The following is a 23,309-nucleotide window of genomic DNA, read 5'->3' on the forward strand; positions in this document are numbered from 1 at the left end:
CGGGCCCGACACGGTACATGACGTCTCGTCATGCGTGAAGCGGAACCAATCGCCATCACGCAAAAGGCTCTGGTTCCCGAGTGCCCTTCCGTCCAGTCCCGAAGGGTCGAACTCAGGAATAGGCGTGCTGACGATCGCTGCGGGATCCAGCGATACCTACGGTGCGGAGGGGCCCCACGCCACGGCGTCCGGTTGTACCAGCCCGATCTCGTATGCGAGGACGACCGCCTGGACCCGGTCGCGCAGCTCCAGCTTGGTCAGGAGCCGTGCCACATGCGTCTTCACCGTCGCCTCGCTGAGCGTCAAAGAGGCGGCGATCTCGGCGTTGCTCAGGCCACGTGCGACCAGCCCGAGCACCTCGAGCTCTCTCGGCGTGAGAGCGGACAGGTCCCGTTCTCCCGCCGGGGCGTCACTGGCAGCGGTCGGGACCGTACCGGGACGCGCCGCGTAGCGATGGACCAGGCGGCGGGTGATCGAGGGCGCCAGCAGCGCGTCGCCGGCGCGGACGAGTTGGACCGAGGCGACCAGCTGCTCGGGTGAGATGTCCTTGAGCAGGAACCCGCTGGCCCCGGCGGCCAGGGCCTCGTAGACGTACTTGTCCAGGTCGAACGTGGTCAGGATGATGATCCGCACTCCGTCGGGCCCGCCTGGGCCGTCCGCCAGGATGCGGCGAGTGGCCTCGATCCCGTCCACTTCGGGCATGCGGATGTCCATCAGCGCCACGTCCGGCCGGTGCTCGGCGACGGCCGCGACCGCCTCCGCTCCGTCGGCCGCCTCTGCCACGACGTCGATTCCCGCTTCCCGCAGGATCAGCCGGAACCCGCCGCGGACCAGCGCCTGATCATCGGCGATGACGACCTTCATGCCGGCAGGACCGCCCGCACCCGCCAGCCGCCTTCCGGGCACGGCCCTGCGGCGAACTCGCCACCGTACAGCGCCAGCCGCTCCCGCAGTCCGAGCAGCCCTCGGCCCCAGTTGCCGTCCGTGCCTGGGCCGTTGTCGCTGATCGTGATCACGAGTTCGTCTCCCCAGTGGATCGTGACGGCGGTGGCCGCGTTCGCAGTATGTCGCAGAACGTTCGTCAAGGCTTCCTGAACGACACGGTAGGCGGCGAGGTCTGCGCCCGGTGGCAGCGGCCGTGGGTTGCCGCTGACATCCAGCTTGACTGGAAGCCCCGCGGCGGAAACCCGCTCGATCAGGGCAGGCAGGTCGTGCAGGCCCGGTTGCGGGTGCAGAGCGGCGCTCTCGCCGTCCCGTTGCGCCGCGCTGAGGAGCCCGAGCTGGTTCCGCAGCTCGGCCATGGCGACACGGCCGCCGGCCTCCGCGGCCAGCAGCGCCTCCTCGGCCTCGCCCGGGGAGGTCTTCAGCATCTTGCGTGCCGCGCCGGTCTGGATCACCATCACGCTGACGTTGTGCGTCACCACGTCGTGCAGCTCGGCCGAGATCCGGGCCCGCTCGGTCTCGATCGCCTGCAAGGTCGCGGTCTCCTGTTCCTCCGCGGCGCGCCGTAGCCTCGCGGTGGAGTCTTTGAGCCGCCCCCGCAGTTCGCGAATACCGAGCCCGGCGATCACCGTGGGCGCGACGGTCAGCACCGCGGTGAGTCGGCCGGGGAACCTGGGCAGGGGGGAATACGCAGTGGCGGCCAGCGTGACGCCCACTACGCTGGCAATGGCCAGGTTCCGGTACTTGCTGTAGGCGACGGCGCTGTAGGCGGCGAACACCGCAGCGCCGAGGGCCACTGGCGGCACCGTCGTCTGCTGTACGACCATGATGGCGGCGACGATCAACAGCCAGGCGGCGATGGGGAACACCCGCCGCAGCGCGAGCGGCAGCGCGGTGAGCGCCACGAAGGCCAGAACCGGCCCATGGCTGGGGGTCTGTGCTGCTTCGAACACAGCGGCGACGGCCGCACCCGCCGCGATCGCTCCGTCCAGCGCGATCCCCCAGCCGGACGGGGCGGTGCGAGGCTCGGCCTGCCGAAAGAAGGCAAGCAGCGCCTTCGTATGTGCCCCCGCCATAGGAAACATTGTCGCCGCCTCCCCTCTGCCGGGCATCGACCGCGGTCAGTTCACTCGGCGGACCTCAGACGAAAGGCGGGGCCGGGGATGCTCTCGATGTCTTCCGGCTGTACGGCGTGGCCCCGGTCGCAGCGGATCTGGGCGTCGACGTGCGCGCCGCATCCACGGTGCCTGGACAGCATGGCCGGGCCCTCCGGGTCGGCGCGGTAGCGGTCGCCCCACTGCAGGAGCCCCATCACGGCCGGGACCAGATCCACACCCTTGGGGGTGATCACGTACTTCGGCCGGCTCCGCGAGCCCGGCTCCTTGTAGGTCTCGGTGGCCAGGATCCCCTCCTCCACGAGCATCCGAAGCCGCGCCGCGAGGAGGTTGCGGGGACAGCCGAGGACGCGTTCGAACTCGCTGAAACGGGACGAGCCGTAGAAGACCTCGCGCAGGATCAGGATCGTCCACTTCTCCCCCACGACCTCAAGGGTCCGGGCGATCGAGCAGTTCGACGCGTCCCGGTCGAGTCGGGGGTCCACGCCGGCGTCCTGCAGAGCTTCGGTCGTTGCATCCATGGGGTGATTCTAACCTCACCTGAGTTTACTTTTCCATACTCAGCAAGTAGCGTCATGGTCGGCACATCAACCCGGCCGCCCGAGAAACGGGCGCGCAGGGGGACCTGCCGGAAGAATCGCATCAACCACCCGGACACCCACACAGGAAGGCCGCCGGCATGAAGGCGTTCGTCGTCGAGAAGTACGGCAAGGACGGCGTACGCGCCGCAGAGGTACCCGAGCCCACCGTCGGAGACCGCGACGTCCTGGTCAAAGTGAGCGCCGCCGGCATCAACCCGCTGGACAAGATGGTCCGCAACGGGGAGTTCAAGCAGCTGCTGAAGTACAAGCTTCCGTTCGTGCTCGGTCACGACGTGGCGGGCGTGGTGACGCGGGTCGGTTCCGCCGTACGCGGTTTCGAGGTCGGCGACGAGGTCTACGCCCGTCCGCGCGACCTGCGGGTGGGGGGCTTCGCGGAGTTCATCGCGATCGACGTGGACGATGTCGCGCCCAAGCCGGCCCCTCTCTCCCTGGAGGAGGCAGCCGCGGTGCCGCTGGTGGCCCTGGCCGCCTGGCAGGTCCTCGTCGAGCGCGCGCACGTGAAGCCGGGGCAGAAGGTGCTCGTCCACGCCGGAGCCGGGGGCCTCGGGTCGACGGTCATCCAGCTCGCCAAGCACCTCGGCGCCACGGTGGCGACCACCACGAACACCGAGACCGAGGAGCTGGTCAGGAACCTCGGCGCCGACCTCGTCGTCGACTACACCAAGGAGGATTTCTCGAAGGTGCTCTCCGGCTACGACCTGGTGCTGGACTCCGTGGGCGGGGCGAACCTCGAGAAGTCGCTGACCGTGCTGAGGCCCGGCGGCCTGGCCATCAGTGTCGTCGGCCCACCCGACGCCGCCTTCGCCAAGCAGCTCGGCGCCCCCGCCTTCCTGGGCCTGGTCATGAACACCCTCAGCCGCAAGATCCGCAAGCGGGCCAAGACGCTGGGCGTGCGCTACGAGTTCTTCTTCATGGAGGCCAACGGCGCCCAGCTGCGCAAACTCGGTGCCCTCTACGACAGCGGGAAGCTCCGCCCGGTCATCGACAGCACCTTCCCCTTCGACCGGACGCTCGAGGCGATGGCATATGTCGAGCAGGGCCGCACCAAGGCCGGCAAGGTCGTGGTCTCCATGGTTCCCGACAACGACTGAGACGCGGCCGGCAACAGCCCCTCCGTTCCGGCACGGCCATCAGAGGACCACCCCGTTGGCGGTCCACATCGCAACTATGTCGCGGAGAGCTGCAGTTGCAGGGGTTCGGGTCATTCGGCACGCCGTATGCCCGAGGCACAGCGCGGCGCGCGGCTTGAGATGCCCGCGCGAAGTGTGCCCTGCGGCCCCAAATCCCGGTAGATCGTTCCTCGCCACCACTCGGTCCAGAACGCGCGCAACCGCGACAACGGTGGCACGCTGTCGGCGTGGTCGATGAGATCCGGCTCTGTACGGACGCGGTCAGACCGCTCCCATCAGCGGCAAACCGGCTGTCATGGACAGTATGGCTGCCGCATGTCTCGCGGCCCGGTCGAACATCTGCCGCTGCAGTCTGCGAGGCCATACGTTCCCGTTTCCCCATACGTTCCCGTTTCGTTGACGCGCGGCCCTTCTGCCCCTCCCCTCGCGCAAGGCGATGTCCTGCTCACGGCGGACGTGTTCAGGACGGCAGCGTCCGTCCGTCGAGCGACGCACGTTGCCAGGTGGGAGTGCGGTCCTTGTCGACCAGGGCGGCCCGGACGCCCTCCAGGAAGTCCGGCGTGCGGATGGTCGTGCGCGTGAGGGCGAGTTCGGCCTCCAGGCACTCGCGCAACGTGCGCTGTCTGCCTCGGGCCAGCAGGGCGTGGGTGATCTCCAGGCTCTGCGGCGAGGCGGACTCCAGGGCGCCCAACGCGGCTGCCGCCCAAGGGGTGTCGAGGTGACGCAGGCGTTTGTCGATCTCGCCGAGGGTCGGGGCGCCGAAAGCCCAGTCCACGTCCCCGCGAACCTCCGCCAGCCTGCTCTCCGCCACCGGGGAACGGCCGGCGAGACGGTTCAGGACGACGTCCACCGGCTCGTCGGGGCTGTCGGCCAGGGCGTCCCCCGCCGTGTCCAGCAGGTCCGCGGGAACGAAATGCGTGGCCAGCCCCGTGTACAGGGCGTCGGCCGCGCCGATCCTCTGCCCGGTCAGTCCCAGGTACATGCCGATCGCGCCGGGCAGCCTCGGCAGGAAGTAGCTGGCCCCGATGTCCGGGAAGAACCCGATCCCGGTCTCGGGCATCGCCAGCACCGCGCGTTCGGTGACGACACGGAAGCCACCGTGGACCGACAGCCCCAGACCGCCGCCCATGCACAGGCCGTCGATGAGCGACACGACCGGCACGGAATACTCGGCGATCCGGGCGTTGAGTCGGTACTCGGAGGCGAAGAACCGCTCACTGGCCTCGGCATCGCCGGCGAGGCTGTGCTCGCGGATCGTGCGGATGTCCCCACCGGCGCAGAACGCCTTCGTGCTGGTACTGGCGAGCACCACGGCGGACAGCGGTGCGTGCTCCCATGAGGCGAGCGCACGGTCGATGGCGGAGACCATGTCTGTGGTCAGGGCGTTGAGCGCCCTGGGCCGGTTCAGCAGGATGCGGCCGACGCCCCGGTGGATGTCGGCGAGAATCTCGGCCGCAGCGGTGTCAGGCATGGCTCGTCATCTCGTCCCCGCGGACCTGGCTGTCGTGGCCATCACGTTCCTTGACTCGCTGTCGGCGCCGCGGGCTTGAGGGGTAGGCACCAGGCACCTCAAGGTCCTTGCACAAGGCGCGGAGCGGCTCGACGAGCTTACCGGCGGCCACGGCGGGGCTGCGGCACCGCCTTCGCCCCCCGCCCTGGGACGCGTTCGCCGCCGGTACCCCAGGCTCCAGGTCCTCTGCCCGACCGCCGCGCGGCCCTCGACCCTGATGGGGTTGCGGTCTCGGACGGCCGCCAGGCCCTCACCAACGTCCAGTTGCTGCGTCGCGTCCAGGCGGCGGCACGTCACCTGCAGGACCTCGGGGTCGGCCCCGGCGACGTCGTGGCCCTCAGGCTGACCAACCGCGTCGAGTTCGTGCTCCTGCTGTTCGCCGCCTGGCGGCTCGGCGCCACCATCACGCCGGTCAATCCGAGCATGACCGACGTCGAAGTGGCCCGACAGCTCACAGACTCCGGCGCACGCCTCCTGGTGAGCGAGGACGGTGAGACCGCCGTGGCGGACGGGACTGCCGTCCTCGCCGTCGGCGAACTGCACCACGCAGCGGCGGAGCCGGATCAAGCACCCCTTGCGGACCCGTCCGCGCTGGCCCTGCTCATCTACACCAGCGGCACGACCGGGGTTCCCAAAGGGGTGATGCTCGACCACGCCAACATCGACGCCATGGCGGACATGGGGCGTCGGGCGCTGGAGGTCGGGCCGGCCGACCGGTGCCTGCTGATCCTGCCGCTCTTCCACGTCAACGGCATCGTGGTCGGCACCCTCATACCGTTGCTGGCGGGCGCGAGCGTCGTCATCGCCGACCGGTTCCATCCCGAGACCTTCTTCGACGTCGTCGAGCGCGAGCGCCCCACCTTCTTCAGCGCCGTGCCGACGATCTACAGCATGCTCGCGGCGCTTCCGGACCAGGTCCGCCCGGACACGTCGTCCCTGCGCTTCGGAGTCTGCGGCGCGGCACCCGCCTCCGCCGAGCTGCTGACCCGGTTCGAGGCCCGTTACGGGTTTCCGCTCGTCGAGGGGTACGGGCTGTCCGAGGGAACCTGCGCATCCACCATCAATCCTGTTGCGGGCCCCCGACGCGCCGGAACCGTGGGAGCGCCCTTCCCCGGCCAGGAGATCCGGATCGTCGACGCCGACGGCAGCGAGGTGCCGCCGGGCGTGGAGGGAGAGGTCGTCGTGCGGGGACCCAACGTCATGCGGGGCTATCTCGGCCGCCCGGAAGAAACAGCCAAAGTCCTCGTCGACGGCTGGCTGCACACCGGCGACGTGGGCCGGCTCGACGCCGACGGATACCTGACCCTGGTCGGACGTTCGAAAGACATGATCATCCGTGGCGGGGAGAACATCTACCCCAAGGAGATCGAGGACGTCCTCGTCGGTGACCCATCGGTGCTCGAGGCCGCCGTGATCGGCGTCCCCGACGAGAAATGGGGAGAAGTCGTCGTCGCCTACGTCCAGCCCCGACCGGGTTCGACCGTCGATCCCTCGGCTCTGCAGTCTCTCTGCGCACGCAGCCTCACGGGCTTCAAGCGCCCGACCGCGTTCTTCGTGGTGGAAGCCATCGCGAAGAACGCGGTCGGCAAGATCGACAAGGTCTCGCTGCGCGCTGCCCACACTGAGGTCTCTGCGCGGACCTGACCTCCATGGATGGCGCTGTGGGCTGTCCGCGGTGGCGGCCCTCAGCTCCGTGGCAGGGGCCGAGTGGCAGTTCCGGGCTCTCCCCCGGAACTGCGCGAGCTTCGCCACACGCCCCGCCTGCCGGGGACATCCGCGGAGTTGCTCGCAACGGCGGCGCAGGCCCTTGGCTGACTGGGCGGCGACGGTGAGGCCCGGGATCGTGGAGGAATTGCTAGGGCGCTGGGGGTGCGTGGCGGGCCCACAAGAAGACTCGCGGCGCATCACCGACTTCAGCGTTGTCGAAAACAGCGGCGAAACCGGGCTAAATCACCGCCCTTGCTGTCGGCGAACGCGGCTGTGCGCGCCCCGTTGAACACACTGATGAACCGCACGCTGCCCGCTGCCGCCCTTACGGCGGGCGCAGCGGTGGCGGTGGCGGCGGGGGTCAGGAACACCCCGATGAGGGCAGCGAGCCCGAGCAGTCGGCGACGGGGGCGGGACAGGAGAGCACGCACGAGAACTCCTGAAGGTCCGGTCCCTCACGAAGAGCAAAGGATCACGCGTCCCCTACTTCTCCAGGCTCCGCAGGCCGTATGCGGGCGTTCACCCGTGCGGAGGACGCAGGATCGATTCGGCGTCACCGGCCTCAGCAGGGCGCGGTTTCTGAGGAGTGGTGTGCGCCCAATCGCGGTTCCCTCGCGCCGGCTCCCGCGTCGTTCCGTGGCCCGGTATGCCCGGCCCGCCCGTCCAGCGCGGCCTGCGCCGCGGGTACGGCGATGGGGCCTGCCCCGTCCGGCTTGGGCCGGTCGAACGACACGGAACAGGCCGGGCGCCGCCGCCTGGCCCGCGCCCCTGCCGGGCCCGGCAGGCAGGGCGAACGCGCCGTCATGAGCCGGAGGAACCGTGCGGGTCGGGCGGGGGCCCTGGCCAGGACGGTGCCCCGGCGTCGATTGTCGCCAGACCTTCGGCGTTGTGTCATGGGGCTGTAACAGGTGGCGACCCGATCGGGTCGCGTGTGCCAAAGTCGTTGCAGCCACCACTGATCGTGTTCCTCCGGGTCGGACCGGACAGGGCCGCCGCAGGACGCGGGGCGACCGTATCGAAAGTGATGAGGGGTATGGACACCCATGCGCACGAAAGCCGCCCGCCGAGGTCTGCCGGTCACCGCGGCCGTCCCCGAGGGGCCGGCGCTGACCGCGTGCGGTGCCCGAGGTGCGGCCGGCGCCCCGTGGCAGCGGGTGAGGTTCCCCAGCGTCGAGGTCACCTCGCCCGACGAGTCGCACGCTCGCCTCATGTCACTGGGTGTCAACGGGCCCGCTGACGGGGCCTCCGGCGCCGTGGTCACGGTGGCCCCGGGGGGCGCCGGCGCGTGACTGCTCGAGGAAGCTGCCTTCCCGAGTTCGGCCCCTGCGCCACCGCGGCGGTCGAAGAGGCGGGACCGGTGGGACCGGGGCACAGTGACGGTCGCCTCCCCCGGGGCAACCGAGGATCGCGACCGCAGCCCCGGCGACGCTGCACGGGGCGGGGCCAGTCGTCCGCGCCTCCGCCGGCGAGGTCCGGGCACGGCTGGAGGATCCGCTGCCGCAGCCGGCTGCGGTGCGGATCGAACACGTGAGGTCAGCGGCGATCACCTGCGGATCGCGGCCCGGAGCCGGGATCGCATGACGTTCGGCCTTCCTGGCGGTCGGTGGCACACGTTCGACACCGAGGGCTGCGAGGCTCCGCACACCGTCGAGCGCGGCATCGATCACCCCGAGGGCCAGCCTGCCGGGGCCGCGAGACACGCCAGGCCCGCCGTCCACCACGAGGCCATCGTCGCCCTCGTTCCCGGAACAGCCGTCACCAGCGGCTGCGACCAGCACGTCCGACACTCAACTCGACCTAGGAGCAACCTCCTTGACCCGACTCGATCCCACGACCCGACGACGCCCCGCATCCGCGGACGTGCCCGCTTACACGACCGGGGCCTTCGGCCACCGGAGGACCGGCGAACACGGTCGGCTGCGTGCGCTGGAGGACCTGTGGGACCCGTTCACGGAGCACTGCTTGAGACAGGCGGGCGTGCCCGCCACGGCCCGCTGTCTGGAAGTCGGGGCAGGCGCCGGGTCGGTGGCCCGGATGCTGGCCCGGATCTGCCCGAGCGGTGAGGTCACCGCGACCGACATCGACACCCGCTTCTTCGAGGAGCTCGCGACCGGAGAACGCATCACCGTCCTGCGCCACGACGTGACCCGGGACGGCTTTCCCGCCGCTTCCTTCGAGGTGATCCACGCCCGAATGGTCCTGTGCCATCTGGCCGACCCCGCACACGTGCTGGCCGCCATGACCGAGTGGCTGAGCCCCGGTGGTCTCCTCCTGGTCGAGGACCTCGACCTGGGACCCGTCGACGCCCTGCCCCACCCGGTGATGCGTCGGGGCATGCACGTCGCCGAACGGATCCTCGGAGCGTCCCAGGGCAGCGACCTCCGCCTGGGCCGACGGTTGCAGAGCCTGGTGACCGACAGCGGCCTCACCTCGGGCGGCATGGGGGTGCAGCCGGTGCTGATCGGTGACGGCGGCCCCGCGGACGAGTTCTGGCGTCTGTCGTTCGCCCAGATCCGCGACTTCCATGCGCGGAGCGACTCCTCCCTGGCCGCCGAGCTGGACGCGGCGCTGTCCTTGATCGACCATCCGGACTTCACCGACCTCGGCATGAACGCCGTCTCCGTATGGGGCCGCAAGCCCGCGCAGCAGCCTGGCAGTTCCCCGGCCTGACAGCTCCGGGAGCGGCCTCCGCCGCCCCGGTCCGTGCACCTTCCCCAGCGCTCGAACGCTGACCCGACACACCCTGTTGCCGCTCACCACCCTCGGGATCCGAGCATGCGCCGCTTACGTGGAGGCCTCCATGGCTGAACCCCGTCCATCCACTCCGTACTCCCCCATCGCCCCCGACCCCGCCGCTCCGCCTGCCGACGCGGTGGCGGTGATCGGGGTGGGCATGCGTCTGCCGGGCGGCATCCACCGCCTGGACCAGCTCGGCCAGGCCCTGCACGAGGGACGCGACCTGGTCGGCACCATGCCCCCGGACCGCTTCGACATCGGTGCCCATCACGCCCGCCGTCGGGGAAAACCGGGCAAGTTCCACTCCCTCGCGGGCGGGTTCCTGCCCGAACGGGAAGTCACCGGCCTGGACACCTCGTACTTCGGCATCACCCCCAAGGAAGCCTCCCGCATCGACCCGCAGCAGCGTCTGCTGCTCGAGTGCGCGGTCGAGGCCCTCGACGACGCCGCCCTCGACATCACTGCCCTGGCCGGCAGCGAAACCGCCGTCATCACCGGTGTCTCCACCCACGACTACGCCGACCTCCAGGCGCGCCGCCTGCGGGCGAGCAATCCCTACACCACGACCGGCGGATTCCTGTCGATCACCGCCAACCGCGTCTCGTACGAACTGGATCTGACCGGGCCGTCCAGCGCCGTGGACACCGCCTGTTCCTCCGGCCTGACCGCGCTGCACCAGGCGTGCGAGCACCTGCGCACGGGCCGCAGCCCGCTCGCCCTGGCAGGCGCGGCGAACCTGATGCTGTCGCCGGGCCTCTTCGTCGGCTATGAGCAGGCCGGAGTGATCTCGCCGACCGGGCGCTGCCACCCCTTCGGCGCCGCGGCCGACGGCTTCGTACGCTCCGAGGGCGCCGTCATGCTCGTCCTGAAGCCCTTGGCCGCGGCACTCGCCGACGGCGACCGGGTGCACGCCGTCGTCCTGGCCACCGCTCTCAACTCCGACGGCCGCACCGTCGGCCTGTCCGCACCGAGTTCCGACACCCAGGCCGCTCTGCTGCGCCGCGTGTACGCCACCGCCGGCATCGACCCGCGTGACGTGACCTACGTGGAGGCGCACGGCACCGGCACCCTGGTCGGTGACCCCGTCGAGTGCGCGGCGCTGGGGGAGGTGCTCGGCAGCCAGCGTGCCGACGCACCGCTCCCGATCGGTTCGATCAAGTCCAATCTCGGGCACCTGGAAGCAGCGGCCGGGATGGCGGGGATCCTGAAGTCACTGGTCGTGATCAAGTCCCGTTCCCTACCGCGCACTCTGCACGCCGACCCGCCCAACCCGAAGATCGACTTCGACGGCCTCGGCCTGCAACCGGTACTCACCGCCCGCCCCGTTCCCGGCACCGGCCGGGTCGTGATCGGCATCAACTCCTTCGGCATCGGCGGTGCCAACGCGCACGCCGTCCTGGCCGCACCGCCCGTGCCGTCGGCAGGTCCCGCGCGGGCCGGTGCCACCGACAGCGCCGCAGCGAGCGACGGCGCCGCGGCGCCGGCCGTCAGCACCGCAGAGCGGCCGGTGCCGGTCCTCGTCTCCGCGCACACTCCCCAGGCGCTGACCGCCGCCCTGGAGTCCTGGGCGGAGCACTTCACGGCCATGGCCGCCGACTCCTCGCTGGGGCCCGAGGCCCTGTACGACGCCGCCTTCACCGCATGCCGACGACGGACCCGGCGCCGCCACGGTACGACCTTCTTCGCAACCGGCCTGGCCCAGGCCGCCGAAGTCCTGGCCCGGGCGGCACGGGGACAGGAAACCGGCACCGCAACCGAACGCCTCGTGAGCGGAGGCCGGATCGGCTTCGTCTTCTGCGGCAACGGCTCGCAGTGGGCGGGCATGGGGGCCGAACTCCTCGGCCGGGACGATGCGTTCACCGCCGAGGTCGAAGCCCTCAGCGACGCACTCGAGCCCCTCCTCGGCTGGAGCGTACGCGAGGAACTGGCCTGCGCGGACGCGTCCCGGTGGGACCGCACGGAAGTCGCGCAGCCGATGCTGTTCGCCGTCCAGGCGGGCCTGGTCGCCGCCTTGTCCGCCCGGGGCGTCGATCCGCACGCCGTCATGGGACACAGCGTCGGGGAAGTGGCCGCCGCGTACTGCGCGGGTGCCCTCACCCGGGCCCAGGCCTGCCGCGTCATCGCCGCCCGCAGCCTCGCACAGGCCGGCACCGCGGGTTCGGGAGGCATGGCCGCGGTGGGCCTGAGCGAACAAGCCGCCAGGGAACGGCTCGAGCAGGCCCGGCTGGACGGCCGCGTGGAGATCGCCGCGGTCAACTCCGACCAGGACGTCACCCTCGCGGGCCCGCACGAGGACCTCGCGGTCCTGGGCGCCGCACTGGATGCCGACGGCGTCTTCTTCCGGGACCTGCGCCTCGACTACGCCTTCCACACGGCAGCCATGGACCCCGTGCGCGACCAGCTGGCTCGTGCACTGCATTCCCTCGCCCCCGGGTCCTTCCGCATTCCGATGATCTCCACGGTGACCGGCCGCGCCGTCTCGGGGGACGCCCTGGACGCCGGCTACTGGTGGGCCAACATCCGCCGTCCCGTCCGCTTCCACCAGGCCGCCACCGCGTTGACGGCCGGGGACGCCGCCTGTGACGTCCTGGTCGAAGTAGGCCCTCACCCCGTGTTGACGACCTACCTGCGACGTGCCACCGCCGGCGCTCCCGCCCCCGGCGTGATCGTTCCCACACTGTCCCGGACCTTCGCCACCGCGGACGCTCTGCAACAGACCGTCCTGCGCGTACTCGCCGCCGGGGCGGCGGTGGACTGGGACCGCTACTTCCCCCGTCCCGGCGCGGTGGCCGACCTGCCGACGGTGGCGTGGCAGCGGGAGCGGCACTGGAACGGCGACGCGTCCTGGTGGCAGGAAGACGCCCCCGACGAGGACACCGCCGAAGTCCACCCTCTGCTCGGTCCGCGTCAAGCCGGACCCGAGGCCGCGTGGCTGAACCGTCTGGACGCCGAGCGGCTGTCCTGGATGGAGGACCACCGCGTCGCGGACGCCGTCGTCTGGCCCGCCGCGGGCTTCGTGGAAATGGCTCTGGCCGCCGCGCGGAGCCGGCACGACGGACCACTGGAAATCACCGGCCTGTCCATCGACCGAGCCCTGACCCTCGACTGGAGCGCCGCCCCGGCGAGCCCCGCGGACGGGGACGACGTCCACCTGGCCACCCACCTCGCCCAGGACGGTCGCCTGACCATCCGGAGCCGCACGGGTGGACAGGACTGGACCGAGCACGTCCGCGCCGGCGTCCGGAGCCTGCTGCGTCCACAGCGCCCCCGTCTGGACGTCGCCGCCCTGGAACGCCGCCTGCCGGACGAGCATCCCGCCGCCGACCACTACGCAGCCGCCCAGCGGGCCGGTCTCGACTACGGACCGGCGTTCCGCACCGTCACACATCTGCACACCGGGCCGGACGAAACCCTGGGACGCTACGAGTGCTCCGCGCCGATCCGGCCCGAGGCCGGAGTCATCGCCCACCCCACACTGGTGGACGGCGCCCTGCAGACCTGTCTGCCGCTGATGTTCACCGCGGACCGCCCGGCCCCGTTCCTGCCCGCCCGCGTCACCACCGTCCGCAGCTGGCGGGCCCTGCCCTCCTCCGGCTTCACCCACGTCACCCGCGCCACCGGCCCCGACGCCCTGTGGGACATCGCCGTGTGCGACGACGACGGTCACGTGTGCATGGAACTGCTCGGCTGCGAACTGCGACGCTTCGAAACCGCGACCGTCGACGAGCAGGACCGCCTCACCGAAGTCCTGCGCGCGGCACCCGTACCCGGGCCGCCCGGGGCCGGCCGGAGCCCGCTGCCTTCCCCCCAGTCGCTGCCGCAGCGGGTCAGGAGGCCGGACGACGCCCATCTGGGCCGGCTGCACCGGCTCAGCGACGCGCTCCGGCCGCGACTGCTCGAAGTCTGCGCCCACTTCACGGCCCAGGCCGTGCGCCGACTGCTCCCGGCCGTGAAACACTCCTCATTCGCCCTGACCGACCTCATCGACGCGGGAGTCGAGGCCAAGCACGCCAAGCTGCTCGACGTCCTGCTGCCCCAGGCCGTCAGCCACGGCGCCCTCACCGCCACCGGGCCCGGCTCCTGGAGCATCCCGGCCGCGCCCCGTGCCGAGGAACTGTTCAGCCGCCTGCTCGAGGACTTCCCCGGCCAGTCCGTCACCCTCCTCACCTACGGTGTGTGCGGGGGCCGCCTTGCCGATGTCCTCACCGGTGACGCCAACCCCCTGGAGCTGCTCTTCTCCGAGTCCGACGGCCTCCTCCAGCGGTTCTACGAGGCCAGCACCTTCTTCGCCCCGCACACCCATGCGCTCGTCCGCTGGATCCGTGGCGTCGTCGACGGCTGGCCCGCCGACCGGCCGCTGCGCATCCTCGAGGTAGGCGCGGGCACCGGCGCCACCACGGCGGCCCTGCTGCCGCACCTGCCGCTCGAGCGGGTCCACTACACCTTCACCGACGTGTCACCGGCGTTCTTTCCCGCCGCCAAGAAGCGCTTCCACACCTACGACTTCCTCGTCCACCGGGTCCTGGACGCAGGCAGCGACCCCGTGGCCCAAGGCTTCGAGCCAGGTGCCTACGACCTCGTCATCGCCGCGAACATCCTGCACGCCACGAGCGACCTCTCCCGCGCCCTGCGCGGCATGGCCACCTTGCTCGCCGAGGGCGGCCACCTGATCGCCCTGGAGACCCACAGCATGGAACTCCTGGCCCCGGTGTTCGGCCTGCTGGACTCCTTCTGGCTCCCCACCGACCGGGACATCCGCCCCGACGGTCCCCTGGTGCCCTGCGACCGCTGGCCCGGCCTCCTCGCCACCTGCGGTTTCGCCACCACAGCACACTACGACGACACCACCGCGGAACGGCCCTACGTCTCCCTCATCGTCGCCGAGCGCGGCGCCGACGCCGTCCTCGACGAGGCGGCGGAGCGTGCGTCGGCCGCCGCATCGGAGGTGTGGCACCCGTCCGCCCCAGCAGCGCCCGACAACGAGACGCAGCGGTCCTGGCTGCTGAGCACCCCTACCGCCGACGCCCCCACCGAGCTGGCGCACCGGCTGACCCGAGCGCTGCTCACCGCAGGCCCCCACGGCCGCGTCCGCCACCTCGCGGGAGCGGACGGGGCGGACGCCTGGATCCGCGAACTGACCGGCGCGGCCGAGGGAACCGAGGCACCCCTGCCGGTGAGCGACGTGGTCCTCCTCGCCGAACCTGCCGGTGGAACGGGGCCACGGCAGCACACCGACCACGGCGTACGGCAGCTGGCCGCGCTGCGTGACCTCACCCGTGCCTGGAGCCGGACCGGGCAGGCCCGCGACGGCAGCCTGCGGGTCTGGATCGTCGACGTCGACGGTCAGCAGCCACCCACCCCGCCGCCCTCGGTCCATTGCGCCCCGCTGTGGGGCGCCGCGCGAAGTCTGGCGAACGAACACCCCTCACTGAGCATCCGTCGCATCGCCCTGACCGAACCCGGCAACGAGGAAACGTTCAAGCGTCTCCTGCACGAACTGCACCATCTCCAGGGCAGCGCAGCCCCGGCCGGCAGCCCCGAGGAACTCGTCGACGACGAGGTGGTCCTCACACCGCACGGACGGTTCGCCACACGTGTCACACCGCTGCCCGCCCCTGAGGACACAGCCGCACCCGAGGTCCCCTACGCCCTGCACGTCGATGTGCCCGGACGACATCCCGTCTTCACCTGGCGCGCCACCACCGCGCTCCGGCCGGCCGCAGGAGAGGTCGTCATCCGCACCGCGGCCGCGGCGCTGAACCACCAGGACCTGCTGACCGCGACCGGTGACAGGCCCCTGCCCGGAGCCCGGCGCCATGGGTTCCTCGGCCTCGGCCTGGACTGCGCGGGCACCGTCACCGCAGTCGGCCCCGGTGTCACCGGTCTGGCACCCGGGGACCGCGTCGCGGCGATGGCCCACACCGCCCTGGCCTCCCACGTCCTCGCTTCCAGCGATCACGTCATACCGTTGCCCGGCACCATGGAATTCACCGCGGCAGCCACCCTGCCCACCGCGTTCCTCACCGCACACCACGCCCTCCGGCAGTGCGCTGTCCTGACCGAGGACGACACCGTCCTCGTGCACGCCGCCGCGGGGGGTGTCGGACTGGCCGCCCTGCACCTCGCACAGCGAGCCGGGGCGCGTGTCATCGCCACGGCCGGTACGCCCGCGAAACGGAGCCTGCTGCGCCTGCTCGGCGTCGAGCACGTGCTCGACTCGCGCACCCTGGACTTCGCCGAGCAGGTCGCCGACCTGACCGACGGCCGCGGCGTCGACGTCGTCCTCAACTCCCTGCCGGGCGAAGCCCGCCTGCGCAGCCTCAACCTGCTCGCCCCGCAGGGGCGCTTCGTCGAACTCGGCCGACGGGACGGGGAGGGGGACCATCCGCTGCCCGTCTCCCCGCCGGCCCGCAATGTCTCGTTCTTCGGAGTGGACGTCCTGGACCTGTACTACCGGCGGGCGCCCGTGGTCCGGCGCCACTTCACGGAACTGGCCGAAGCCGTCACCGCCGGGGAACTGAGGCCGGTTCCCTATCACACCTTCCCCGCGCACCGCTTCGGTGAGGCCTTCCGTCTGCTGCACCACGCCCGGCACACCGGGAAGGTCGTCATCAGCTTCGACACCCCGCCGCCGGTCGTCGACTCCGGGTCCACGGGCGCGCTCGACGCCGACGCGGCTTACGTCATCACCGGTGGCCTCGCTGGATTCGGTGCCGCCACGGCCCGCCACCTCGCCGCACGCGGCGCCCGCCACCTCCATCTCGTCGGACGCCGGGGCGCCCGAACGCCCGGCGCCGCGCGCCTGCTCGACGATCTGCGCGCCGCGCACGTCGAGGTCACCGTGCACGCTGCCGACATCACCCGGCCCGGCGCCCTCGATCCGCTGCGCACCGCCCTGCGCAAACGGCGCCTGGGCGGGGTCGTGCACGCGGCCATGGTCCTCGCGGACGCTCCCTTGGCCGACGTCACCGACACCGGCCTGGAATCCGTCCTCGCCCCCAAGATCGCCGGACTCCATGCCCTCGACGCTCTCGCCGCAGACCACGATCCCGACTTCTTCGTCGCCTACAGCTCCGTGGCCGCCCTCGAGGGCAACATCCAGCAAGCCCCCTACGTCGCCGCCAACGCCGCGATGGAAGCGCTGGTCCGAACCCGACACCGAGGCGGCCGTCCCGCCCTCGCCGTGCAATGGGGTGTCATCGCGGACGCCGGATACGTCCACCGCACCGGACGCACCGACGAGATGGCCTCCTACGGCATGGCCCCCGTCACCGCCACCGACGCGCTCAGCGCACTCGACCGGCTGCTCGACACCCGCACGGGACCCGTCGTCGCGCTGGGCCGCTTCGACTGGGACAGCATCAGCCGTGCCCTGCCCCGTCTCGAGGCGCCCCGGACCGGAGCACTGCTCGGACAGCACCACGTGGGCACCGACGGCCTCACCACCGTGCGCGGCAAAGTGGCCACACTGGACGACGACCAGGCCATCGCCGTGCTCGAGGACGAGGTCGCCGAGCTTGCCGCCGCCGTCCTGCACACCTCCGTCGACCGCCTCGACCGCACCTGCCGCCTGGAACTTCTCGGCATCGACTCCCTGATGTTCCTCGAACTCTCCACGGCGCTGCGCCGGCACCTCGGCTGTGACATCCCCATCCTGGAACTGATGGGCGCCGCCCACCTCCCCGACATCGCCAAGCGAGCCCTCCAGCGCATCCGGAAGCCCGGTTCCCCCGATCCCACCAGGACGGTCGCCGTCCCAGAGCGGAGTGAAAACGCGTGAACACCCACGGCGCGGCGGACGGTCCGGCCCGCCTCACCACCGCCATCGACCAACCGGACTTCGTCGCCCTGAGCCCGGCTACCGGTGACGCACACGTCCTACGCCTCTACTGCATGCCACCCGCAGGGATGAGCGCCCCCTACTTCCAGGCCTTCCTCCCGTACCTGCCGACCACCGTCCGCGTGCACGCCCTGCAACTGCCCGGACGCGGACGCGCCATCGGTACGCCGGTGCACACCGACCCCCACCGCCTGGGACAGCTCCTCGCCGAACGCATCCGGCAGGGCGACGACGGCCACCCGTACGCCGTGTTCGGTCACAGCGTCGGATCACTCATCGCCTACGAGACCGTCACATGCCTCACCCGGCAGGGGCACCGCCCGCCCGCCCTGCTCGCCCTGTCCGCGATGGCCGCCCCCCACCACCCCGACTTCGCCGCAAGCGCTCCGGACGTCCTGCTCGGCGGCCGGGCCGGAATCGAGAAGCTCTTCGGCCGGCTGCCCGACCAGGCCGGCCGCGACCCCAGGGCGCTGATCAACGCGTGGGTCCCGATGCTCGCCGATCTCCTGCTCGCCCTGCAGTTCCCGCCTTCCCACCAGGGACCACCGCTGGACACCCAACTCGCGCTCTACGGGGGCGAGGACGACCCGGTCATATCCCCGCAGGCCCTGGCCGGGTGGAACGACATCAGCAGCCAACCGGCCACCCCGCGCCTCTTCCCCGGCAATCACACCTACCCCCTCGACCAGGTGGAAGCCCTCGGCTCCCGGCTCACCGCCGACATCGGCACCTCACTGCGGGGGTGGGTGTGCCCGGTCAGCCCGAGGGAGTGTCCCCTTGGCGTTCCCCTGCACAAGGCTCGGTCGTGATCGGTTCGGCTGCGTGACTCCCAGCCGAAGGGGCCCCGACCGCCGGCTCACGGTTCCCCGGTGCTGTTCATCGGGGAACCGGTCCTGCCCCTCCGGCTGCCCTCAGGTTCTACAACCACCGGCCCGACGGCGGGTACCGTGGTGCATTCAGCGTCGGCCGGCGTCAACGGAGGTGGAGAGCGTGTACGAGCGCGTGCGGACACCCAAGGAGAAGGCGGACGCGCCGAACCGGGTCCCCGGGATCGTGTTCCTGGAGCCGCCGAGGAGCTTCGCGATCGAGGTGACGGTGTTCTCCGGGCGGGCAAGCAGGTCGCGGGCGTGACGTACCTGTCCCTCCGTCATCGCCGGCGGACGGCCGAGCCGGGCGCCGCGGGCGCGAGCGGCGTCCGGGCCCTCGTTGGTGCCCTGCACGATGAGCTCGCGAATGAACTCCGCTAGGGCCGCGAACACGTGGAAGACCAGGCGTCCGCCGGGCGTGGTCGTCTCGAGCGCCTCATGCAGCAAGGTGAAGCCGACGCCACGCCTTGCGCAGCAAGGTCTTCCAGGCCGAATAAAACCACTGAATGTAAGGGCTGAATGAACCGATAGCCCCTCACCGGGTGGAGCTTATCGCATGCGCACTTTCCTGAGGGAGGGATCCAGCGGGTGCGTTGTCGCCGAGGTCAGTTCCGGTTTTCGTACAAGAGATGACCTGGTGAACCGCCGTTCTACTCACCCGAGTTCAGGGTTGACGCGGGCGCGCTGTACTTGTCGGACCCGCGCCATATGCTGCTCAAGCGGTGGATCGTCGAGCGCCTCTTCGCCCACCTGACGCGAAGCCGCCGTCTGGTACGCGACTTCGAGCGGCGCGCACCACCAGCGCGGAGGCGATGATCTACTGGCCGATGACCCTGCTCATGACCCGCCGCCTGGTCCGCTCACGCCTGCAGCGAGGGTGAACCGGCCCGGCTGCTGCTCGGCCAGTCGGCCGCGGGCCACCAGACGTTTCGCCTTCGACCGCAGAGCCTCCACCCGCGACGGCACCACGTCCATGCCGAACAAGGCGGCCATCTCCTGGCAGGTCAGCGGCCCTTGACGGAGCCGGGCCCGTCCGCGAGCGCCGTGAGGATGCGCTGGTAGTCGGCCGACAGCGCCGACCAGGCCAACCCCTGGCGCCACACCGGCACCCGCGCCTTCGGCTTCGCCGCATCCCCAGGCGGCGACCGCACCTGCGCATCCCGCGGACCCGGTCCGACCTCCGCCTCGGCGGTGGCGCCGTGGTCCGGAGCCAGCGTTCAAGGGTGGTCTCGGCGCGGGGCCCGTCGTAGATCGGCGCGTCCAGTACGCTGGCCCAACAGGCGCTGTGTGCCTTCACCTCGCTCAGGGCGGCTTCGCACAGGTTCTTCCATGAATGCCAGCGATCACCGACTTGCACCGCGTCAGGCAGGGCACGGCGGATGGCCTCGGCATAGGTCGCCGAGCCGTCACGACACACGACCTCGATGTCCGGATGTTCGTGCAGCCACGCTTCCAGGGTGTCGGCCGTGCGGTCGGGCAACACGTCGATCCGTTCATGGGTCTCGGCATCGATGATCACGGTGGCGTAGCGGTGGCGCCGGCGCAGAGCGAAGTCGTCGACGCCGATCACACGGGGCACCCGCCCGGTGGGCAACGGCATCCTCAGCAGGGCGCGTAGGGCCGTGTGACGCGACAGGCTCACCGCCGGTATCGCCGGCAACGCGCCCCGCCCGGCCCGCTAACTCCTTGACCACGGCCTTGCCTTGCCTGGTCAGGCGGGTCGTACGCCGCTGGTACCGGTCCAGCACTCCGGGTACCTGTTCGCGGAAGGTGTGCAGGCGGCCGCAGGCGGGACACACCAGACGCCGCACCCGCACACGGACCACCACCCCTCGCCCGTCGACCGGAACGTCGGCCACCGTCCGCCAGTGGTAGCCGTGCACCCGTCCCGACGAGCCCCCGCACACCGGGCAGACCGTGGTGTCCAACGGCGTCCGGGCCCGCACCACGATCCGCTCACCCTCGTCGGCCACATCCTCCATGACCAGCGGTGGCAGACCCGGAAACACCGTCTGCGCAAGCTCGTTGACATCCATCACGTGAAGGTCAACGACCCTCGCGACTCTCCGTCACCACCGAATGTGAGGCAGGGCCGCCAAATTGACACTCCCCATGTCACGGCCAGATGGACTTCAACTGCCACGCCTGCATGTGGTCGAGGGTGGCGCTGCCGCCTTCGGCAAAGGCGGCGACGCCGGTGCTGGAGGGGTCGGGGAAGATCTGGTCGGTGAGGACCACCTGTTCGCCGCGCGTGTTCTGGGCATAGACCTCGACGGAGGAGGCGTCGACGAGGACGTGCAGGCTCAGTTGGCCGCCGTGCAGGTCCAGGGGGGCGCGCTGGACGCCGGAGAAGGTGGGGTCGAAGTCGGTGGCGCCGGAGGCGGTGCGGTCGATGTAGACCTCGCCCGTGGCGGTGTCGTAGCCGATGCGGGTGCGCTGTCCGGCGCCGGTGCGGACGTCCAGGCCGAAGCGGTCGGCGGTGCCGGCGGTGAGGTCGGCCTGGAGTTCCTGGCTGCTGCCGTGCACCGCGAGCGGGGTGGTGGTGTTCGTGACGCGCGTGCTGGGCACCTTGGTGCCGGCGCCGCGCAGGGTGGTCAGTTCGCGGACCGGCCGCTGGATCAGCTGGACCTTGCCGTTCACGGTCCTCAGGGAGAGCTGGCGGGGGGAGGAGTCGGCGCTGCGCCACGGGCTGGTGGGGATGGCCTGCCCGTAGTTCCAGTTGTTCATCCAGGCGATCATGACGCGGCGGCCGCCGGGGGCGTCGTTCCACGTGTTGGCGGCGTAGAAGTCCGCGCCGTAGTCGAGCCAGTGAGCGCGCTGGGTGGTGTTCAGGGCGGGCTTGTCGGCGGTGGTGAACTGGTCGGCGAGGACGTGTCCCCAGCCGCCGGAGTTGGCGTCCACGATCTGGATCTGGACCTTCTTGCCCTTGTAGGCGGTGGTGTTGAAGGAGGCCCAGTCGAGGTTCTCGGAGTCGGCGCCGGTGGCGTTCTGCACGACCTTGCCGTCGACGAGCAGGTTGACGCCGGTCTCGATGGAGGGGGGCTTCGCCTGGGTGTCGGAGAGGACGACCTGGTCGAGGTTGAGGTGTCCCCAGCCGCCAGAGTTGTCGTCCACGACCTTGATCTGGGCCTGCTTGCCCTGCAGGTCGGACAGGTCCCAGGAAGACCAGTGCAGGGCTTCGCCGTTGGATCCGGTGGCGGAGCGGACCACCTTGCCGTCCACGATGAGTTCCACCGCGGTGGGGGCGTCGGAGCTTGCGGGGTGGTAGCCGCCGCCGATGAGGAAGTCCAGGTACTTCTTGTCGATGGTGAACGTCGGGGAGGTGAGGGTGCCGGTGGAGGCGTCCCCGTTCAGGAAGGTGTTGGCCAGGCCGTTGCCGAGGTAGCCGGAGACCTGCTGCTGGCCCGGGAGGGCGCCCTGGGCCGGTCCGGTGCCGAAGGCGTCGCCGGTGGTGGTCCAGTCGCCGATGGGGCTGGTGTAGGTGCTGCCCTCGAAGTCGGCGAGGGGTTCGCCGGTGGGTGCCGGTTGGTCGCCCAGGACGGTATCAGGTTGGTACGGGTGGTTGCCGCCGCCGACCTTGAAGTTGATGTAGTCGCTGGTCACGGTGAACTCGGGCGAGGTCAGGGTGCCGGTGGAGGCGTCGCCGCCGTGGAAGCTGTTGGCGAAAGCCTTGCCCTCGATGCCGGTGACCTGTGACTGCCAGTCCACCGCCCCGGTCGCCGGCGCGCTGCCGAAGGCGTCACCAGTGGCCTTCCAGTCGCCGAACGAGCCGGACTCGAAGTCCTGCATCACGGTGCCGCTCGGCGGGGTGTAGCTGCCGTCGTCGTCGGAGGTGAACTTCTTGCCGTTGAAGTCGCCGACGAAGTACTGGGCGCCGGAACCGCCCGCTATGCCGCCGGGGTTGAGGTTGACGGCCAGTACCCACTTGGTCTTCTTCGGATCGCCGTCGACCGGGAGCGGGAACAGGTCCGGGCACTCCCACACCCCGCCGGTGGCGCCGGCCGGGCCGAAGTCGCTCTGGTGGGTCCAGTGCTTGAGGTCGGCCGAGCTGTAGAAGGAGATCTTGTGCTGGTCGGCGAGGGAGACCGCCATCAGCCAGCGGCCCGTGGGGGCGTACCAGAAGACCTTGGGATCGCGGAAGTTGTTCGAGCCGATGTCGAGCACCGGGTTGTCGTAGTACTTGGTCCAGGTGGTGCCGCCGTCGGTGCTGTAGGCGAGGGCCTGCTGCTGCTTGCCGGAGGCTTTCTGCGCGCTGGTGTAGACGGCGACGAGCGGAGGGTTCTTCTTGGTCCCGAAGCCGGTGGTGTTGGTCCTGTCCAGCACCACGCTGCCGGAGAAGATCATCTCCTGGTCGTCCTGGGGGATGGCCACCGGGAGCTGCTTCCAGTGCACGAGGTCGGTGCTGACCGCGTGGCCCCAGGACATGTTGCCCCAGGTGTTGCCGGACGGGTTGTACTGGAAGAACAGGTGGTACTTGCCCTTGTAGTAGATCAGGCCGTTGGGGTCGTTCATCCAGTTCTGGGCCGGGGTGAAGTGGAACTGGGGGCGGTACTGCTCGTGGTAGAGCGTGTCGGCCGTGGCGGGGGAGGCGGCGACCAGGCCGAGCCCGGACAGGACGGCCAGTGCGGCCAGGAGTCTGCGGCGCGGACGAAGGGTTCTGGACATGGCGCTCCTTGCAAACGGGCGGGCTTCGGCTCAGCCGTAGGGGACTTAACGCGTGACGAGTGACGCTTGACGCGTGTCAGGTGCGGGCGGCGGTTGCGCCGTGGCCTCGTCCAAGGCCACGGGCGAGCCCGGCTGTGGGGGCAGCACGGCACCGGCGGCTCCAGCCAGGGATTGGGGCTGGAAACGTTTCGCCGAA

At 70.8% G+C, this 23,309-nt stretch carries 12 protein-coding genes and 2 pseudogenes; 6 read left to right on the forward strand and 8 right to left on the reverse strand.

Going from position 1 to position 23,309, the window contains the following annotated elements; translation table 11 throughout:
* Positions 1-156 precede the first annotated feature (156 nt).
* From ACFYMM_RS34730 to ACFYMM_RS34740, 3 genes are read right to left on the reverse strand one after another with little or no spacing between them, the layout of a single operon-like run.
* Positions 157-864, reverse strand: coding sequence for a response regulator (locus tag ACFYMM_RS34730; protein WP_388394186.1), 708 nt, complete (start codon positions 862-864; stop codon positions 157-159).
* Positions 861-2,018, reverse strand: a complete 1,158-nt coding sequence (locus tag ACFYMM_RS34735; RefSeq protein ID WP_388394189.1) for a sensor histidine kinase — start codon at positions 2,016-2,018, stop codon at positions 861-863. Before ACFYMM_RS34735 ends, ACFYMM_RS34730 begins: the two co-directional genes overlap by 4 nt.
* Positions 2,019-2,068: 50 nt before the next feature.
* Complete coding sequence (locus tag ACFYMM_RS34740) at positions 2,069-2,578, reverse strand: winged helix-turn-helix transcriptional regulator (RefSeq protein ID WP_388394192.1); 510 nt, start codon at positions 2,576-2,578, stop codon at positions 2,069-2,071.
* 158 nt (positions 2,579-2,736) lie between these two features.
* Between ACFYMM_RS34740 and ACFYMM_RS34745 the strand changes: the two genes are divergently transcribed.
* Positions 2,737-3,750: an NADP-dependent oxidoreductase gene (locus tag ACFYMM_RS34745; protein ID WP_388394194.1), complete on the forward strand. Its 1,014-nt coding sequence runs from the start codon at positions 2,737-2,739 to the stop codon at positions 3,748-3,750.
* Positions 3,751-4,249: 499 nt separating this feature from the next.
* On the opposite strand, the gene ACFYMM_RS34750 is transcribed toward ACFYMM_RS34745, so the two are convergent.
* A complete protein-coding gene (locus ACFYMM_RS34750; protein ID WP_388394197.1) occupies positions 4,250-5,260 on the reverse strand; it encodes an enoyl-CoA hydratase/isomerase family protein in 1,011 nt (336 codons plus the stop codon).
* A 225-nt stretch (positions 5,261-5,485) separates the two neighbouring features.
* Between ACFYMM_RS34750 and ACFYMM_RS34755 the strand changes: the two genes are divergently transcribed.
* The 5 genes from ACFYMM_RS34755 (at position 5,486) to ACFYMM_RS34775 (ending at position 18,391) form a co-directional block, all read left to right on the forward strand.
* Entirely contained in the window at positions 5,486-6,943 is a 1,458-nt protein-coding gene (locus tag ACFYMM_RS34755; RefSeq protein ID WP_388394352.1) for a class I adenylate-forming enzyme family protein, read from the forward strand.
* 1,106 nt (positions 6,944-8,049) lie between these two features.
* Positions 8,050-8,295 carry a hypothetical protein gene (locus tag ACFYMM_RS34760; RefSeq protein ID WP_388394200.1) on the forward strand — a complete coding sequence of 82 codons (246 nt, stop codon included), beginning with the start codon at positions 8,050-8,052 and terminating at the stop codon, positions 8,293-8,295.
* Between the two features lie 571 nt (positions 8,296-8,866).
* Entirely contained in the window at positions 8,867-9,676 is an 810-nt protein-coding gene (locus tag ACFYMM_RS34765; RefSeq protein WP_388394203.1) for a class I SAM-dependent methyltransferase, read from the forward strand.
* A gap of 130 nt (positions 9,677-9,806) precedes the next feature.
* A complete protein-coding gene (locus ACFYMM_RS34770) occupies positions 9,807-17,522 on the forward strand; it encodes an SDR family NAD(P)-dependent oxidoreductase (RefSeq protein WP_388394205.1) in 7,716 nt (2,571 codons plus the stop codon).
* Positions 17,519-18,391, forward strand: a complete 873-nt coding sequence (locus ACFYMM_RS34775; RefSeq protein ID WP_388394207.1) for a thioesterase II family protein — start codon at positions 17,519-17,521, stop codon at positions 18,389-18,391. Before ACFYMM_RS34770 ends, ACFYMM_RS34775 begins: the two co-directional genes overlap by 4 nt.
* A gap of 147 nt (positions 18,392-18,538) precedes the next feature.
* Here the strand turns inward: ACFYMM_RS34775 and ACFYMM_RS34780 are convergent, their stop codons facing one another.
* The 4 genes and pseudogenes from ACFYMM_RS34780 to ACFYMM_RS34795 all read right to left on the reverse strand — a co-directional run bounded on the left by ACFYMM_RS34780 (position 18,539) and on the right by ACFYMM_RS34795 (position 23,113).
* On the reverse strand, positions 18,539-18,943 hold the full coding sequence (locus tag ACFYMM_RS34780; RefSeq protein WP_388394355.1) for a recombinase family protein: 405 nt from the start codon (positions 18,941-18,943) through the stop codon (positions 18,539-18,541).
* A 342-nt stretch (positions 18,944-19,285) separates the two neighbouring features.
* Positions 19,286-19,608, reverse strand: a pseudogene (locus tag ACFYMM_RS34785) (hypothetical protein); the annotation flags it as partial.
* A pseudogene (locus ACFYMM_RS34790) lies at positions 19,584-20,484 on the reverse strand (ISL3 family transposase); the annotation flags it as partial. The pseudogenes ACFYMM_RS34785 and ACFYMM_RS34790, both read right to left, overlap by 25 nt.
* Positions 20,485-20,563: 79 nt before the next feature.
* Positions 20,564-23,113, reverse strand: a complete 2,550-nt coding sequence (locus tag ACFYMM_RS34795) for a GH32 C-terminal domain-containing protein (RefSeq protein WP_388394210.1) — start codon at positions 23,111-23,113, stop codon at positions 20,564-20,566.
* Positions 23,114-23,309: the final 196 nt, after the last annotated feature.

The sequence above is a fragment of the Streptomyces sp. NPDC006739 genome, assembly GCF_042869815.1.
Classification (GTDB): Bacteria; Actinomycetota; Actinomycetes; order Streptomycetales; family Streptomycetaceae; genus Streptomyces.

Bases quoted from the DNA above. Each gene is read 5' to 3' on its own strand.
- ACFYMM_RS34730 (WP_388394186.1), bottom strand. From the start codon at position 864: ATGAAGGTCGTCATCGCCGATGATCAGGCGCTGGTCCGCGGCGGGTTC.
- ACFYMM_RS34735 (WP_388394189.1), bottom strand. From the start codon at position 2,018: ATGGCGGGGGCACATACGAAGGCGCTGCTTGCCTTCTTTCGGCAGGCC.
- ACFYMM_RS34740 (WP_388394192.1), bottom strand. From the start codon at position 2,578: ATGGATGCAACGACCGAAGCTCTGCAGGACGCCGGCGTGGACCCCCGA.
- ACFYMM_RS34745 (WP_388394194.1), top strand. From the start codon at position 2,737: ATGAAGGCGTTCGTCGTCGAGAAGTACGGCAAGGACGGCGTACGCGCC.
- ACFYMM_RS34750 (WP_388394197.1), bottom strand. From the start codon at position 5,260: ATGCCTGACACCGCTGCGGCCGAGATTCTCGCCGACATCCACCGGGGC.
- ACFYMM_RS34760 (WP_388394200.1), top strand. From the start codon at position 8,050: ATGCGCACGAAAGCCGCCCGCCGAGGTCTGCCGGTCACCGCGGCCGTC.
- ACFYMM_RS34770 (WP_388394205.1), top strand. From the start codon at position 9,807: ATGGCTGAACCCCGTCCATCCACTCCGTACTCCCCCATCGCCCCCGAC.
- ACFYMM_RS34795 (WP_388394210.1), bottom strand. From the start codon at position 23,113: ATGTCCAGAACCCTTCGTCCGCGCCGCAGACTCCTGGCCGCACTGGCC.